Source organism: Stenotrophomonas sp. B2, from assembly GCF_014947095.1.
GTDB classification, from domain to species: Bacteria; Pseudomonadota; Gammaproteobacteria; order Xanthomonadales; family Xanthomonadaceae; genus Stenotrophomonas; species Stenotrophomonas maltophilia_P.
In genome coordinates this window covers 247,370-262,532 of record NZ_JADCQA010000004.1, presented here as the reverse complement: position 1 = coordinate 262,532, position 15,163 = coordinate 247,370, and the positions used below count along the sequence as shown (strand labels likewise).

The following is a 15,163-nucleotide window of genomic DNA, read 5'->3' as shown; positions in this document are numbered from 1 at the left end:
CAGTGTAGCGGCACGGGCCTTCGCGCGGCGTCTTCATCCGTGCAACCGGGCGTCGCGAAGCGCTATGGTCGCGGCTTCAGGGCGGCCTCGAAAAACCGCTGCGCCTCCGCCACGGTGCGTGCATGCGTCTGCGCTCTTGGCGTCTGGCTGCTGCACAGGGCGGGCAGTCGCTGCTGGCCCAGCGGCGTGCATTCGGACAGGAAGTCGTAGTGGCCGACACCGGGCAGGACATCCAGTCTCGCCTCCGTGATGGACGCCTTGGCGACCTCCGCGTTGGTGGCTGCAGGAGCGACCGTGTCCGCCGCGCCCTGGATGATCGACACCGGTTGCCGCAGCGCCTGCAACTGCTGGGGCGGGAACGCCTGCATGATCGCCGGTGCCATCAGGAACACGGCGCGCACACCCGGGACCGGGCGGGCATCATCGGCGTGGGCCATCCACGGCGCCAGATCCGCCGCCGCCGCCGCGGCCTTGCGAGCCTCCAGGGTGTGCGACGGCGCCTCGCTCTGGGGCTGGCACACACCGTCATCCGGATGGGCTTCGCAGAAATCACGCAACCGCCGCAGGTCCGGTCGCGCCCCCGCCGCCAGCAGGGCCGTGTAGCCTCCGGCCGAGAAGCCCATTACACCGATCCGCTGCGCATCCACGTGCGGCCCCAGCCTGGGATCGGCCTGCACGGCGGCCAATGCGGCGCGCAGATCATCCGCACGCAGCCAGCTCAGCATGCTGCCCTGCAGGGTCAATTCATCCACGCCGTTGTTGCCGGGATGGTCGACGGCGATCACCAGATAACCAGCGCGCGCCAACGCGGTGCCCAGCCAGCCCATCATGCGGGCGCTGCCGCCGTTGCCATGCGAGAGCAGCAAGGTCGGCAGGCGGCCACCGGCAATGGCGGCCTCCGGCGCCGCCTGGCCCACCACGAACAGCGGTGCATCGGGCGGACCGATACGCAGTGGCACTTCGCTGCTGCCCGCCATAGCCGGATACCAGACGGTGTAGCGAAGCGTATCGCGCTGCTGCGCGTCGCGTACCGCAGCGCTGGCCACGGTGGTCACCGCCTGGTGTTCGCCGGCCAGGCCACTGCCGGGGACGCCGGCGAGCGACGCGGGGGCAATCAGGACCAGGCCCAGCAGCAGGTGCATCAAGCGCATCGCACGACTCCTTTCAGTGTGTTGCATTCATCAGGGGTGGGGGTCCACGGGCAGCCAGATCTCCACACCGCCATTGCCGCTGTGCTCGTCGAAGCGGGCGTCGTAGCGTTCCAGGTCCGGCGCCGCGGCAAGACTCAATCCGGAGGTGGGCAGATAGTGATCCAGCAACCAGAACCAGGTGGCGCGGATGGACGAGATGTGGCCGTCATGCCAGGCCACCAGATAGCGGCGCGCGGGAATCTGCAGGCGCTGCCAATGTGCTGGAATCGAGGTCAGCGCGGCGCTGGGCAATGCGGCCAGGTAGGTGAATCCGCCGTCGTCATCGCTGTCGTGGCATACACCAAAACTGACCGGTGCGGGTTTGGGCCACTCCCGGTTGAGCTGCGCCCATTGGCCAGGGATGGCGCCACTGCTGTGGCGGGTGTGGCGCATGCCGATTCCGGCCACCTGGAACGAAGGCGTGTCGAGCAGGCGCGGTGCCACGCTGCAGGCGGTGGGAATGTCGTCCACGCGCGCCGCCTGCACCAGGACCAGATCCGCAGTGCCGGACTCGCGCACCCGTTCGGGGGTCTGCCCGAACTGCTCGCAGAAGGCACGGGTGAACGCGGCATGCGTGGAATAACCGGCGTCCATCGCCACCGGCAGGATTTCGTCGGCGCCGTCGGCCAGCCGCTGCGCTGCCATGCTCAAGCGGCGGCCGCGCAGGTAGCGCATCACCGACGTGCCGGTGCGCGCGTGGAACAGACGCGACAGATGGAAGGGCGACAGGCCAGCGGCTGCCGCGATATCGGCCAACGCCAGCGGACGGCCCGCATGGGTTTCGATGTACCACAACGCCTTGCCTGCCGCGCTCATCCCGCCATCCCCGCTGCACTGTCCGGCACAGTAGCGGATCGGCTGCCGCTGCGCTTAGCAGTTCTTGCGCAGTGGATGGCTGACATGGGGGAGAGAACCGGGCCGCCGGTCGACTCCGGCAAAGTCCCCGGCCGGCCGGGAGAGCCGGCCCGCCGGGGATACCACACAACGCTTTACCGCCTCACTTGGTTTCTTCCCACTGCACGACGTCGGGCTCGGCGGCGCGGATGCCGGCGGTCGACAGCAGTCGTGTGGTCGCGTCCAGTGCGGCGTTCACCGATGGGTACTCGACGATCGCACGGCCGGAGGCCTTGGACACCTTCACCACGGTGCCGCCGGTGGCCGTTGCCGCGCGCTGTGCGGAGGCCGCATCGGTGAAGAAGACCTTTACCCGGGAGGTGGCCACCACCGGCGCGCCGTCGCTGGAAATGGCGGCAGCGAACTTGCCGGCACCAGCATCCAGACGTGCAGCGGCACCGGTGCTGCTGGCGTCGGTGGAGCGCTTGCTGCGGGTGCCAGTGGCGGGCGCCGGTGCGTCGGTCGAGGGCGTGATGCGGAACTCACCGCCCTTGGCCTGCTGCACGGTAGCCGACGGCGCCAGCTGGAAGCGGGTCGCGCCCACGTTGAACGCGCGGCCCGTGGCCCTGGCCTTCAGTTCCTGTGCGTCCACGGCAGACAGGCTCCGGGCTGTGGGGGCCTGGGTCGAGCTCTGCGCCCAGGCGGTAGAGGAGATCGCCGCGACGGCGAGGGTGGTCAACAGAATGGTCGTCTTCATCATCAGTGCCCCAGAACGCGGATCTTGAAGAATTCGAGGCTGCCGCGCGACGCTGCGTTCGCGGACTGCCCCATGTCGGTCACTTCCAGGGTCCAGGTGCCGTTGCCGGTCTCATCCAGGAAGGCGTTGCTGGACAGCAGGTCCCAATTGGTGAAGTTGCGCTGGATCGCCACGGAACCCGACAGGCCGGAGCCGATCGAGGTGAACGCCGGTTGCACCACGCTGCGCGTACCGCTGGGTGAAACCAGCACGAACTGCAGCTGGCGGGTGTTGCTGTGATTCACCCGGAAGCCCAGCTGCACCGATTCGACGTTGCGTGCGACATTGGCCAGCTGCACCGTCAGCCGCGCTGCCGCAGCGGAGGTGTTGCCGATGGCGACCCGGCGCGTGGTGTTGCGCCATCCGCTGTCCACCAGCGGCCCCAGAGACTGGAAGTTCTCTGCGACCTCCACCGCGCGCGCCGCGTTGACCACGCCGAAGCCGTACCAGTTGCTGTAGGCCCGGTTTGCAGCGTTGACGGTCCAGCCCGGCACCAGCGTGCGTCCATCGGCGAGTGTCACGGCAGGCTGGTTGGGATGGTTGCGGGTCGCCGTGGTGGCCAGGATGTACTTCACGTCGCGGTAGGTCAGGTTCGGATTGGTTTCCAGCACCAGCGCCGCCACGCCCGACACCATCGGCGCCGAGGCCGAGGTGCCGTTCATCTTGGCGGTGTAATTGCAGGTGTTGTCGACAGCGGACTGATTGCCGTCCAGCGTGTTGCGCAGGCTCGTGTTCTTGTTGCTGCCCTGCGCGCAGCCGGTGACATCGGTGGTGACGATGGCCGGATCGTAGCGGACGGCAGGCTGGCCCGGGACGACCTGCCGCTGCCAGCCGTACTCGCCACCGAATGCGGACACCCACAGCGCGGCACCGGTGGACGAATAGGACGAACGCACGCCGTCGGCGCGCACGGCGCCCACGGTGATCACATTGAACAGATTGTTGCGGGGGTCGCGGCCGGCAGGCACGCAGCCGGTGCCGCGGTTCTTGGTGTCGGTGGTGCAGACATCCTGCGTCTGGCTGATCGATGCGTTGTTGAAGTTGTTGCCGGCGGACTTCACGTAGATGCCGCCGCTGCCGCCGCGCGTGCCGGACAGCGCCTGCTCGTACGCGCGGATATCGTTCTCGCTGAACGCGAATGGCAGGTTCGGGTTGCCCGGGCCTGCGCCCCAGCTGTTGTTGAACACCTGCACGTCGGCGGCCTCTGCGCCGTCCCACCACGAGTACTCGATGTTGGCCGTCTGGCTGCCGCTTGCATCGGAGGCCAGTACGTTGAAGCCCTTCAGCGTGGCCGCCGGGGCGACGCCGCGCACGCCCACGCCGTTGGCGCCCACCGCGCCGGCAATGCCGCCGACCATGGTGCCGTGATTGTCCACATCCGGAGCGGAGGGGGAGGGGTTGTTGGAGTTGTTGGCAAAGTTCTTGCCCGCCACGGCTGCCACATTGGCGGCCAGGTCCGGGTGGGCGATCTGCAGGCCGTCGTCGACGATGCCGATGATCACTCCTTCGCCGCGGATGCCATTGCGGAACAGCCCATCCACGTTCAGATCATTGCCGGCAACCGGGCGCGTGTCGCCCTGTACCGCTTGCCCGGTGTTGAGCAGATGCCATTGGATGCCGGCCAGCGGATCGGCCTGCTGGGCCTGGGCGGTCACGGCCAAACTGCCCAGTACCAGGGCAGTGGCCAGGGCCAGCCGCGCGGAGCGCGGTGGCGCGGAGTGGTGCGTGTGTCGCTTCATACACGAATCCTTCTGTTGTGAATCGGCCTGGCAGGACGGCGGGACGGAATTGCCCCATCGCAACGAGCCAAACGCGACACAACTGAGAACCCCCTACCTCTTCACGGCAGCAATCTGCAGATGTGCCGATTGCGTCACAAACACTCATGCCCCGTGGTAATGACGACTGCGCATTCCTGTTGTAAGGCCGAGCCTGGCCTCGTCGCAGAACCGAAGGCTCATCGCGCGCCTTCACCACCGACTGTGCTACCAAGGCCCCTGCACTTCCCCGCAATGGAGCAGGACGATGGTCAATCCGCTGGCCCAGGCCCATCGTGGCCTTGGCACGACGCTGTTCAGCCTGTTGAACCCGATCCCGTTCGGCTTCTTCGTCGGCGCCCTCATCTTCGATGCCATCTACCTCAACTCTGCCGAGGTGATGTGGGGCAAATCCGCGGCGTGGCTGATCACGTTCGGCCTGCTCATCGCCATCGTGCCGCGACTGATCAACCTGTTCGCCGTCTGGCGCCGGGGCAACACTGCCACGCGCATCGACCGTCTCGATTTCCTGCTCAATCTGGTGGCGGTCGCCTTGGCCATCTGGAACGCCTTCGTGCACAGCCGTGATGCGTATGCGGTGGCCGTTCCCGGCACGATCCTGTCGGCGCTGACCGTTGCACTGATCGGTCTTGGCCATGTCCTGTTGTCACTGCAGCCGCCGGTGCTGCAAGGAGGCCGTCATGGTTGATCGCATCGTGCCTGCTGCAGGCGGGCTGGTCCTGGCCGCAATCCTGTCGGCGTGTGCCGGCAAAGCCGAATATCACCCCAGCGAACAATCCGGTGCGCATCCGCCGCTGCCGGCGCCGGAGAACTACCTGATGCCGCCCATGCAGGTACCGCGCGGGGTGGGCTGGGCCGATGGGCAGGCGCCGTCGGTGGCCGACGGACTGAAGATCGAGCGCATCGCTGCCAACCTGCAGCACCCGCGCCGCCTGCTGACCCTGCCCAATGGCGATGTGCTGGTGGTGGAAGGCAACGGTCCGGGCACCGAGCCGGTCACCACCCCCAAGCAATGGATTGCCGGCAAGGTGAAGGCGCGCTCGGGCAAGGCCGGCAAGGGAGGCAACCGGGTCACGCTGCTGCGGCGCGCGCCCGGCACTGCCACATGGACCCAGCACGTCTACATCGAGGGCCTGCATTCGCCATTCGGCATCGCCCTGATCGGCGACACGCTGTACGTCGCCAACACCGACAACATCATGAAGTACCACTACGTGCCCGGCGAAACGCGCATGTCCGACAAGGGCAGCGAATTCACCGACCTCCCCAGCACCGTCAACCACCACTGGACCAAGGATCTGCTGGCCAGCCGCGATGGCAGCAAGCTGTACGTGGGCGTGGGCTCCAACAGCAACATCACCGAAAACGGCCTGGCCATCGAGTACCGGCGCGCGGTGGTGCTGGAGGTGGACGTGGCGACCAGCGGCAGCCGCATCTATGCCTCCGGCCTGCGCAACCCCACCGGCCTGGACTGGGAACCCAGCACCGGCAGGCTGTGGGCAGTGGTGAACGAGCGTGACGAGATCGGTGCCGATCTGGTGCCGGACTATCTCACCTCGGTACAGGAACATGGTTTCTACGGCTGGCCGTACAGCTACTACGGCCAGCATGTGGACGAGCGTGTGCAGCCGCAGCGGCCGGATCTGGTGGCCAAAGCGATCCGCCCGGACTACGCCATCGGTTCGCACGTGGCACCGTTGGGGCTGCTGTTCTATACCGGCCAGGCACTGCCGGCGAAGTACCACGGCGGCGCCTTCATCGGCGAACATGGCAGCTGGGACCGCTCTCCGCTGAGCGGCTATGAAGTGGTGTATGTGCCGTTCAAGGATGGCAGGCCGACGGGGCGTCCGCAGACCGTGGTCAGTGGCTTTGCCTCGGAGGACGAGAAGACATTGAGGGGCGCACCGGTGGGCATGGCCATCGACAGCGAGGGCGCCCTGCTGGTGGCCGACGACGTCGGCGATGTGGTGTGGCGTGTGTCGGCCAGGTAGCTCTGCAGAGTCCAGCCATGCTCGACTGCTCTGGATCTGGCTTCTGTAGGGCCGAGCCCATGCTCGGCCTACGCGCGCAGCGCTGGGTTTCCGCGTACAGGTCGAAGAGCAGCCGAACGTGGGCTCGGCTCTACAGTTCCGTGGTACCGCTGCGGAACCCGCTGAACACCGATTCGGCCGCAAACCCGACGCCGCCCAGCAGCACGCCGAAGTACGCAACCGTGGCGACCAGGAAGGCATAGCCGGCCGCCACCGCCGCGCCATCACGCTGGATGAAGCCGATGGCGAAGGACATCAGGGCAAGTGCCGGCAGCGTGTTGCTGAAGGGAATCGGCCCGGCCGGCGCCATCAGCAGCAGCGTGGCCACGATCAGGGCCAGGTTGTTCAGGCGCATCATTCTCTTCGAGCGCACCATCACCGCCAGCCGCATCGGTCGCGACAGGCGCTCCATGCGGTGCACCCACTTCAGTGCGCGGCCAAGGTTGGCCTTCAGCTTGTCGGTGGCGATCTCGCGACGGGCCAGCTTCTGGGGCACCCACAGCGGGCGGTTGCGCACCCGGCTCAGGCCGATCAGCAGGATCGAGGCACCGAATACGGTACTCAGCCCGGGAATCGACACCGGAATGATGAAGATGGCCGAGAGCAGGATCACGATCAGCAGCAGGCCTTCATCGCCCAGCGCGCCGAGCAAGGTGCCGACGCTGACCTGGTCACCGGGCAGCTCGTCGATCATCTGCTCGATCTGCTGGGCCAAGGGGGCGCTGTCGTTGGTTTCGGGGGCAAGGTAGGTCATGCGTCGCAAGCTTCTCCAGGGAAGGGCGGTCAACGGGCCGTCCTGCGGTGTGGGACGCACAGGCTCTGGCAGTATCCCGGCCAACGTGGGCAAAGAGGTGAACCGGGCATGAGGGGGTAAACTGGCGTGCCCCGCATGAGTTGAACGCAATGGACATGGGCCGCAGGCAATCGACCGTCGAACTGGTCGCCATCGACATGGATGGCACCCTGCTGGATCCCACCCACGCGCTCACCGCGCGCGCCAAGCAGGCTATCGCGCAGGCGCGCGCGCTGGGCGTGCACATCGTGCTGACCAGCGGCCGCCCGGTCCCCGGCCTGGCGCCGTTCCTGCACGAACTGGGCATCGTTGGCAACGACGACTACTGCATCGCCTGCAACGGCGGCCTGGTGCAGCGCATCGGCACGCGTGAAACGGTGGTCGAGTACCCGCTCAGCTTTGACGATTTCCTGTTCTGCGAGCAGGTGGCGCGCGAACTGGGCGTGCACTTCCAGGCGCTGGACAGCCAGCGCATGTACACGCCCAACCAGGACATCAGCTATTACACGGTGGCCGACTCGCACCTCTCGCGCATGCCGCTGTCGTACCGCCGAGTGGCCGACATGGATCCCACCATGTCCTTCATCAAGCTGATGATGATTGATGAGCCGGAGGTACTGGATGCGGCCATTGCGCGGTTGCCCAGTGAGCTGACCGAGCGTTTCGCGGTGCTGAAGAGCGCACCGTTCTTCCTGGAGGTGTTCGATCATCGTGCAGGCAAGGGCCCCAGCCTGCAGAAACTGGCGGAGCACCTGGGGATCGACCGTGCCAACGTCATGGCCATCGGCGATCAGGAGAACGACCTGACCATGCTGCAGTACGCCGGCACCAGCGTGGCGATGGGCAACGCGATCGATGCGGTGAAGGCCGTGGCGCGCTTCGAGACCACCACCAATGCCGACGAGGGCGTGGCACGCGCGATCGAGCGCTTCGTGCTGCGGTAGGGTCCGCGGCGGTAGGCCGTCTCCTGCGTCGACGCAAGGTTCACACAATGTTGCCGCGTCATGCTTCCTGGCATGGCCCAGTCCGATTCCGCCCAACCACCGATCCGTCCGGGCGTCCGAGCATGCCCGCGACCCGCGCCCTGCGCTGTGCCCAGGGTCGATCTCGACGCCGAGTATCAGTTCTGGCAGGTCTATGAGCGTCTTGTCCGCCCCCTACCCGGCGGGGGCCTGCGGCGGGCCTGGCTGGTTCTGCAGGCGGTCTACCGCACCCGCCTGCGATTTCCTGCGGACACCCAGGAAGTCGCGCTCGCGCGGGTCATGTTCGGCAGCAATACCACCGCCGAGCGTTCGGCCGAACTGCAGGACCTCTACGGTCTCGTCAGTCGCCGTCTGGCAGCCGTCGCTGCCCGGGGCAGAGGTGCCTCGCGCAGCGGGGCAGGCGATCGCGCGAGGACCGGACCCCGCTGATGGCCCGCGGCATCCGGCGAAGACATCCAGCCCGGCGTGATACTCGGTGGTACTGACCTGGAACAGGCCCAGCAGTGAGTGGAACAGGTTGTCATGGCTGAACACCCGCGTAGCCGCATCGCGGCGCAGGCACGCAGGATCCAGTTCTGTATGGGAGGCGAACTGCGCGGAGAACCACATGATCATGGGCACCTGGGTCTGCTCCTGTGGCGCGATGAGGTAGGGCGTTCCATGCAGGTACAGGCCGTGCTCGCCGAGTGACTCACCGTGGTCGGAAACGTAGATCAGGGCCACATCGCGGTCGTCCGAGTAGGACTGCAGCAGGTCGATCGCACTGCCGAGCATGCGATCGGTATAGACAAGCGTGTTGTCATACGTGTTGACCAGCGCTTCATTGCTGCACTTCTGGATCTGGTTGCTGTCGCAGGTTGGACTGAAGACACGGGCGTCTGCGGGGTATCGCTGGAAGTAGGTGGGGCCATGGCTGCCCAGCGGGTGCAGAACGACGAGGCCGTCGCCCTGCATGGCTTCGATGCGCGATGACAGCCCGTGAAGGAGGATTTCGTCAAGGCACGTGCCATCGTCGTTGGTACACAGGCTGTCGACCTTCAACTGTGCCATGTAATCCGTCGGCACCCGCGCACACACGCCCTTGCAGCCGCCATTGTTGTTGTCACGCCAGACCACGTCGACACCGGTCTTCCTCAGGATGTCGAGGACGTTCTCCTGCGACGCGGCCCTCTCCGCATCGAACCGTGTGCGCGGCATGGATGAGAACATGCACGGCAGGGAGATCGCGGTGGCGGTCCCACAGGACGATACGCTCTGGAAGCTGATGACGTTGTCCTTGCGCGACAGCATCGGGTTGGTGGGTCTGTCGTAGCCGTTGAGCTGGAAATTCCGGGATCGGGCGGTCTCCCCAACGACGAGGATCACCAGCCGGGGCCGGGGCCCCTGTGCACGCACGGCGTCGTCGGCCAATGTGCGCAGCGGCTGGAGACGGGCGCGGTGGCTGCTGCCGAGATGGCCATAGGTGTGCCGCACGATGTTCAGTGGCAGCACCTGTTCCCTCAGATAGCGGTTGTTCCGCAGCAGTGATGAATAGTCCTTGTAGAAGCCCAACGCAATGGTGACGAGCACCATCATCGTGGCAAGAACGTTTGCCAGCCACACCAGGGAGGATCGCAGGGGACGGCCGTGATTGCCCGTCCGCATGAGCAGCAGGATGCATGAGGGCAGCACGCCCAGCAGGAGGACGGACAGCACCAGCGGGAGCGAGAAGTAGGAAGCCATCTCGGCCTGATTGGTCTCCAGCACGTTCTGCACCATGCTTCTGTCGATCAGTACGCCGTAATGCAGCATGAAGTAGCTGGCGGCGCTGCTGACGATCAGCAGCAGCACCAGAAGCGGCTTGCGCAGCAAGGGCAGCATCCCGACGGGTGTCAGCAGGAGGTTGAACAGGCAGAACAGCAGCAATGGCAACGAGCCGATGAACAGTGCGCTGCGAAAGCCATGGATCTCCACGATGGACCACAGGCTCTTCCAGAGGGCCATGTTGCCCGCCGTTGCGAAGAACGCGGCCGAGAGCCAGACAAGCGTTACCGGATGTGGCCGATGCCACGTGAAGCAATCGCGCACGTGCAGATCCTGCGGAGCCAGAGAGGCGCGCAGTATCTGGACGCGTTCATCAGGAAGTTGTCAGCTGCGGATGCGGACCCAGCAGGATCACCGCCCATACCAGCGCGACCATCACAAGCACCACGCTCTGCGCAGCGCTGCCCATGTCCTTGGCGTTCTTTGACAGGGGGTGGTACTCGAGCGAGATGCGATCGACCACCGCCTCGATGGCCGAGTTGAGCAGTTCAACCACGAGGCTCAGCAGGCTGACGGCCAGCATCACGGCACGCTCCACCGCGCTGATGTCCAGCACACAGGCCATCGTCATGAGCAGGCCGTGCAGGACAAGCAGTTGGCGGAATGCTGCCTCCCCGCGGAATGTGGCGATGAAACCGTCGCGTGAGTGAATCAGTGTGTGCAGGATGCGTCGGAATCCGGTTCTGCCGTGTCGGTACTTGCCGTCACCCTGCGGTGCGTGCTGCTGCTGCATTGTTGACCTGCCTCTCCATGAAAAGGTGGCCAGAATGTGGCTGGCAATGTCAGCAAAGTGTCAGGCACGCGCTTGCGGCGAGGACAGGTGAAGCAGGAATCGGCACCCCTGAGCAGATGTCTCCACCTTCATCTGCCACCCAAGGTGCTCTACCACGCGCTGCACGATGGACAGCCCTAGCCCTTCGCCATCCTGGCGTGCGCTGGGAAGGAACCTGCTGAACTGGGCAGGGTCGATGGTCGGGGGCAGGCCCGGACCGGTGTCGGCGATGGCCAGCTCGCCCTCCCGCAGGGTGATGCGGACCTCGCCCCTGTCGGTGTACTGGCAGGCGTTGCGCAGCAGATTCCATACGACGCAATGCGCCAGCTCCGCATGGGTGACCACAGTGACCTCCTCTGGTGCATCCAGCCGCAGTGTCACGGGCTTCCCTGCGAGCCAGGGTGCACAGCGTGCCATGCACTCCTGGACGATGGCACGCAACGGGACGTCGGTCAGAGAAAGGCTCGCAGGGGATCTGGAGAGCAGCAGCAGGCAGGTCAGCTGGCGCTGCATCTCCTGTGTGGTCCGCAGGATGCGGTCGGCGCTGGGCAGCAGATGGCTGTCGGGCGGCAACTGGTGAAGCAGTGTCTCGGCCGCGCCAGCGATGATGGCCAAGGGCGTACGCAGCTCGTGGCTGGCGTCTCCGGCAAAGCACCGCTCGCGGTGCAGGAACCGCTCCAGCTCATCGCTATGCTGGGCAAAGGCACGCGCAAGAACGCCGATTTCGTCGCGCGCGTCCTGGTACGGGAACGGCTTGGATGTGCGCTGCACCGCCTCGGAAAGTCGGGTGATCGGAGCGATGACGTGGGCCGACGTCAGTCGCCCGATCCAGTAGGCGCACAGTACGCAGGTCAGGATGACCAGTGCGGCGAAGGCATTGATCAGGTGTTCAAGGTAGGCATAGTGCTCGCCGTCCTGGAGCAGGTAGTAGCGCTTGCCCTCGACGTCGAACACCCGCAGGTGCCACTCGTTGGGTGCGGGCTCGCCGTGGTAACCGGGACCATACTGGCGCAGCACGGTCGGCACGTTCTCCTCGTCATAGAGCTGACTGTCATGCGTGACCACGCGTGGTGATCCAAGGCGGATCGCATCCTCCAGCCTGCGTACCTCGCCATCCTGCGCCCGTGAGACCGCCGAGGCGCGTACCTCGTCATAGTCGACGAGCTCGACCACGGCGATGAAGCACATGGCTCCGGCCATCAGCAGCACGAAGGACACCGTGATGCGCGTCCGCAGCGACATCCGTTGATAGATCGACGTCCACGCCGTCGGTCCTGTCGGCATGACCTACTCCGGTTGCCCGGGCGCGGGGTTGGAAAGACGCCAGCCTACGCTGTGTACCGTTGCGATGAGCGGGTAGTCGAAGCGCCGATCCACCTGCAGGCGCAGCTCGTGGATATGCGTTCGCAACGCGCCACTGTCAGGCGGCTCGTCACCCCAGATCAGGTACTCCATCTCCTGCTTGCGCACGACGGCCGGCGCCGCCCGCACCAGTGAAACGAGCAGTTTGTGGGCCGTCGGCGTAAGGCTGATCGCCTTGCCGCACCGCCATGCCTGCGGCGAGCGCGTATCCACCTGCAGCTCCTGCCACGCGATCACCGTGTCCACCTGCCGGCCCTGGGCTCGACGTACCAGGGCCTTGATGCGGGCATCCAGCTCGGCCAGTGAGAACGGCTTGACTAGGTAATCATCCGCGCCCAGCGCAAGGCCCTGCACCCGGTCGTCCACCTGGTCGCGCGCGGTGAGCATCAGGATCGGTATGGGGTTCTGAAACTCCTGCCGAAGCCTGTGGCACAGCGTCATCCCATCGAGGCGGGGCAGCATCAGGTCCAGCAGAACGGCGTCATAGTCGTTCTCCGTCGCGCGGCGCAGCCCGCTGGCGCCGTCCCGCGCATCGTCCAGCACGTAGCCCAGTGGTTCCAGGAACGCATACAGATTGGCTACCAGCTCGGGATTGTCTTCAATGATGAGCAGGCGTGTCATGGGCCGCGCGCATGAGGAGACATGAAGCCCGAACTTTGGCCGATCCACCGACGTTTGCCAAGCCTCGTCGCCCGTTCCGCCAAGGGCCCGCACGCCGTGACTGCGGCATGAAGCAGCTGCGCATGTTCTTTTTCATCTCTTGAGCTTTCGCCTATCGTGTGCGGTCCAGCGGGCATCGACAGACGGAGGAAATCATGGAGACCAGACGATCGGCGCGCCTGGTGATCGTCGATGAAGACGGAAGGCTTCTGCTGTTCCGGTACCACGACGAACACCACGCGCCCTTCTGGGCGACCCCGGGCGGTGAACTTCTGCCGGGCGAGAGCTATCTGGACGCGGCGCGGCGCGAGCTCCGGGAAGAAACCGGACTGAACCTGCAGATCGGCAGGCTTGTTGAGGAAAGGGACGCCGTCTATGCGGTCGCCCGTTCGACACCCGCGCGATGGCTGGAGACGTATTTTCTGGTTCACGCTCCCGCACAGCCAGCCATTCGACGTGACGGCTGGACAGAAGAGGAGAACGCCACGATCACAGACTGGAAGTGGTGGCGCGCAGAGGAAATGAGAGAGCAGCCTTCCTGCGTGTTCAAGCCGGAATGGCTGCCGGGATTGCTGGAGCGGCTGCGGTCATGACGCAGCATCACTGGCTCGCCTTCCCGCGATCCAGCTGTCGGTAGCCAATTGCCTCGGCCAGGTGCGCCGTCTGGATCGTTTCGCACCCGGCCAGGTCGGCAATCGTGCGTGCCACGCGCAGAATGCGATGCATCGCGCGCGCTGACAGCTGCAGGCGCTCGATGGCGTGTTCCAGAAGATCCTGGTCGGCCTCGCCCAACCGCGTGCACGCGCGCAGCGCAGCGGGCGGCAGATGCGCATTGAGTCCCCCGCGCATCTGCTGCCGCGCATGCGCAGCCTCCACCCGCCCGCGCACCGCATCACTGGGCTCGCCCAGCGGCGTGCTCTCACGCAGCTCCACCGCATCCATGCGCGTCACCGCGACGTGCAGGTCGATGCGGTCCAGCAACGGGCCGGAGACTCGCGCGCGATAGCGGGTGATCCGCTCATCGGTGCACAGGCAACGGTTGCTGCGGTCGCCGGCCCAACCGCAGGGGCAGGGGTTCATCGCCGCGACCAGCTGGAACCGCGCCGGAAACATCACGCTGCGTGCAGCGCGGGCGATGCGGATGTGGCCCGATTCCAGCGGCTCGCGCAGGGTCTCCAGCGCGCTGCGGTTCCACTCGGGAAGTTCGTCCAGGAACAGCACCCCATGGTGCGCCAGTGATATCTCGCCGGGGCAGGGCGGATTGCCGCCGCCCACCAGTGCCGCAGCACTGGCGCTGTGGTGTGGTGCGCGGAACGGTCGTTGCCGCCATCGCTTCGGGTCCAGCCCTTCGCCGCTGACCGAGGCGATGGCCGCCAGCTGCAAGGCATCGATCTCGGTGGACGCCGGCAGCAGCCCGGGCAGGCGTGAGGCGAGCAGGGTCTTGCCACAACCGGGGCTGCCGATCAGCAGCAGATGGTGCCCGCCGGCCGCAGCCACTTCCAGCGCGCGCCGTGCATGCACCTGCCCGCGCACATCGGCCAGATCCGGCAGCGGCAGGGGCGTGGTGTCCACCCGCTCAACCTGCGGCAGCAGGCGCGGATTGCCCAACCCGGCGCAGCATTCCAGCAACGTGCGGGCCACGCGCACGTCGGCGTGTTCGGCCAGCGCCGATTCGGCCGCATTCCCCGGTGGGACCACCAGGATGCGGCCCGCTTCGGCCGCCGCGATGGCGGCGGGCAGCGCGCCTGCAACCGGGCGCAGCTCGCCGGTCAGGCCCAGCTCGCCCAGGAACTCGTACGGCAGCAGCGACTGCGGCGGGATCTGGCCACTGGCGGCAAGAATGCCCAGGGCGATGGCCAGATCGTAGCGCCCACCTTCCTTGGGCAGGTCGGCGGGCGCCAGGTTCAGGGTGATGCGCCGTTGCGGGAAATCAAAGCGCGCGCAGAGCAGCGCCGCACGTACGCGTTCGCGCGACTCGCGCACACTGGTTTCGGCCAGACCGACGATCTGGGTGGCGGGCAGGCCACCGGAAAGATGTACTTCCACCCGCACCAGCGGGGCCTCGACCCCGGCGCGGGCACGGCTGTAGACCAGGGCCAGGCTCATGTGTGCTTCCTGCAGAGAGAGAGGCTCGATGGTGCGGCCGTCACTCTGTCCGTCGC

14 protein-coding genes are annotated in these 15,163 nt (G+C 66.3%); 4 read left to right on the top strand and 10 right to left on the bottom strand.

The genetic code is table 11. The features are described 5' to 3' along the window. Window positions 1-62: 62 nt before the first annotated feature. From IMX13_RS06375 to IMX13_RS06360, 4 genes are all read right to left on the bottom strand, one after another. Window positions 63-1,151: an alpha/beta fold hydrolase gene (locus tag IMX13_RS06375; protein ID WP_193396037.1), complete on the bottom strand. Its 1,089-nt coding sequence runs from the start codon at window positions 1,149-1,151 to the stop codon at window positions 63-65. Between the two features lie 30 nt (window positions 1,152-1,181). Next, window positions 1,182-2,006: an AraC family transcriptional regulator gene (locus IMX13_RS06370; protein WP_065174337.1), complete on the bottom strand. Its 825-nt coding sequence runs from the start codon at window positions 2,004-2,006 to the stop codon at window positions 1,182-1,184. 181 nt (window positions 2,007-2,187) lie between these two features. Beyond that, window positions 2,188-2,784, bottom strand: a complete 597-nt coding sequence (locus IMX13_RS06365) for a DNA breaking-rejoining protein (protein WP_193396036.1) — start codon at window positions 2,782-2,784, stop codon at window positions 2,188-2,190. Then, a complete protein-coding gene (locus IMX13_RS06360; RefSeq protein ID WP_193396035.1) occupies window positions 2,784-4,559 on the bottom strand; it encodes a S8 family serine peptidase in 1,776 nt (591 codons plus the stop codon). The genes IMX13_RS06365 and IMX13_RS06360 overlap by 1 nt, the downstream gene beginning before the upstream one ends. A gap of 286 nt (window positions 4,560-4,845) precedes the next feature. Between IMX13_RS06360 and IMX13_RS06355 the strand changes: the two genes are divergently transcribed. Next, complete coding sequence (locus tag IMX13_RS06355; protein WP_053518153.1) at window positions 4,846-5,286, top strand: DUF2231 domain-containing protein; 441 nt, start codon at window positions 4,846-4,848, stop codon at window positions 5,284-5,286. Beyond that, window positions 5,279-6,589 (top strand): sorbosone dehydrogenase family protein, encoded by a 1,311-nt coding sequence (locus tag IMX13_RS06350; protein ID WP_053518151.1) that lies wholly within the window; start codon window positions 5,279-5,281, stop codon window positions 6,587-6,589. The genes IMX13_RS06355 and IMX13_RS06350 overlap by 8 nt, the downstream gene beginning before the upstream one ends. A gap of 130 nt (window positions 6,590-6,719) precedes the next feature. Here IMX13_RS06350 and IMX13_RS06345 read toward each other — a convergent pair whose 3' ends face one another. Further along, window positions 6,720-7,382, bottom strand: coding sequence for an exopolysaccharide biosynthesis protein (locus tag IMX13_RS06345; protein WP_193396034.1), 663 nt, complete (start codon window positions 7,380-7,382; stop codon window positions 6,720-6,722). Window positions 7,383-7,531: 149 nt separating this feature from the next. Between IMX13_RS06345 and yidA the strand changes: the two genes are divergently transcribed. Then, complete coding sequence (yidA, locus tag IMX13_RS06340; protein ID WP_193396033.1) at window positions 7,532-8,365, top strand: sugar-phosphatase; 834 nt, start codon at window positions 7,532-7,534, stop codon at window positions 8,363-8,365. A 213-nt stretch (window positions 8,366-8,578) separates the two neighbouring features. Here the strand turns inward: yidA and IMX13_RS06335 are convergent, their stop codons facing one another. The 4 genes from IMX13_RS06335 to IMX13_RS06320 are packed head-to-tail and all read right to left on the bottom strand — an operon-like array spanning window position 8,579 to window position 12,962. Beyond that, window positions 8,579-10,471, bottom strand: a complete 1,893-nt coding sequence (locus IMX13_RS06335) for a phosphoethanolamine--lipid A transferase (RefSeq protein ID WP_193396032.1) — start codon at window positions 10,469-10,471, stop codon at window positions 8,579-8,581. Between the two features lie 49 nt (window positions 10,472-10,520). Next, entirely contained in the window at window positions 10,521-10,940 is a 420-nt protein-coding gene (locus IMX13_RS06330) for a diacylglycerol kinase (RefSeq protein ID WP_193396031.1), read from the bottom strand. Between the two features lie 60 nt (window positions 10,941-11,000). After that, entirely contained in the window at window positions 11,001-12,221 is a 1,221-nt protein-coding gene (locus tag IMX13_RS06325) for a HAMP domain-containing sensor histidine kinase (RefSeq protein WP_193396069.1), read from the bottom strand. Window positions 12,222-12,266: 45 nt separating this feature from the next. Next, on the bottom strand, window positions 12,267-12,962 hold the full coding sequence (locus IMX13_RS06320; protein ID WP_053518144.1) for a response regulator transcription factor: 696 nt from the start codon (window positions 12,960-12,962) through the stop codon (window positions 12,267-12,269). Between the two features lie 194 nt (window positions 12,963-13,156). Here IMX13_RS06320 and IMX13_RS06315 point away from each other — a divergent pair, with 194 nt between their 5' ends. Next, window positions 13,157-13,594, top strand: coding sequence for an NUDIX domain-containing protein (locus IMX13_RS06315; protein ID WP_180875595.1), 438 nt, complete (start codon window positions 13,157-13,159; stop codon window positions 13,592-13,594). 7 nt (window positions 13,595-13,601) lie between these two features. Here the strand turns inward: IMX13_RS06315 and IMX13_RS06310 are convergent, their stop codons facing one another. After that, window positions 13,602-15,107, bottom strand: coding sequence for a YifB family Mg chelatase-like AAA ATPase (locus tag IMX13_RS06310; protein WP_193396030.1), 1,506 nt, complete (start codon window positions 15,105-15,107; stop codon window positions 13,602-13,604). Window positions 15,108-15,163 lie beyond the last annotated feature (56 nt).

What these genes read in the sequence shown, in the direction of transcription:
- IMX13_RS06375 (WP_193396037.1), bottom strand. Translation starts at nt 1,151, where the DNA reads ATGCGCTTGATGCACCTGCTGCTGGGCCTGGTCCTGATTGCCCCCGCG.
- IMX13_RS06310 (WP_193396030.1), bottom strand. Translation starts at nt 15,107, where the DNA reads ATGAGCCTGGCCCTGGTCTACAGCCGTGCCCGCGCCGGGGTCGAGGCC.
- IMX13_RS06320 (WP_053518144.1), bottom strand. Translation starts at nt 12,962, where the DNA reads ATGACACGCCTGCTCATCATTGAAGACAATCCCGAGCTGGTAGCCAAT.
- IMX13_RS06345 (WP_193396034.1), bottom strand. Translation starts at nt 7,382, where the DNA reads ATGACCTACCTTGCCCCCGAAACCAACGACAGCGCCCCCTTGGCCCAG.
- yidA (WP_193396033.1), top strand. Translation starts at nt 7,532, where the DNA reads ATGGACATGGGCCGCAGGCAATCGACCGTCGAACTGGTCGCCATCGAC.
- IMX13_RS06360 (WP_193396035.1), bottom strand. Translation starts at nt 4,559, where the DNA reads ATGAAGCGACACACGCACCACTCCGCGCCACCGCGCTCCGCGCGGCTG.
- IMX13_RS06365 (WP_193396036.1), bottom strand. Translation starts at nt 2,784, where the DNA reads ATGATGAAGACGACCATTCTGTTGACCACCCTCGCCGTCGCGGCGATC.
- IMX13_RS06355 (WP_053518153.1), top strand. Translation starts at nt 4,846, where the DNA reads ATGGTCAATCCGCTGGCCCAGGCCCATCGTGGCCTTGGCACGACGCTG.
- IMX13_RS06330 (WP_193396031.1), bottom strand. Translation starts at nt 10,940, where the DNA reads ATGCAGCAGCAGCACGCACCGCAGGGTGACGGCAAGTACCGACACGGC.
- IMX13_RS06370 (WP_065174337.1), bottom strand. Translation starts at nt 2,006, where the DNA reads ATGAGCGCGGCAGGCAAGGCGTTGTGGTACATCGAAACCCATGCGGGC.
- IMX13_RS06325 (WP_193396069.1), bottom strand. Translation starts at nt 12,221, where the DNA reads ATGTCGCTGCGGACGCGCATCACGGTGTCCTTCGTGCTGCTGATGGCC.
- IMX13_RS06315 (WP_180875595.1), top strand. Translation starts at nt 13,157, where the DNA reads ATGGAGACCAGACGATCGGCGCGCCTGGTGATCGTCGATGAAGACGGA.
- IMX13_RS06350 (WP_053518151.1), top strand. Translation starts at nt 5,279, where the DNA reads ATGGTTGATCGCATCGTGCCTGCTGCAGGCGGGCTGGTCCTGGCCGCA.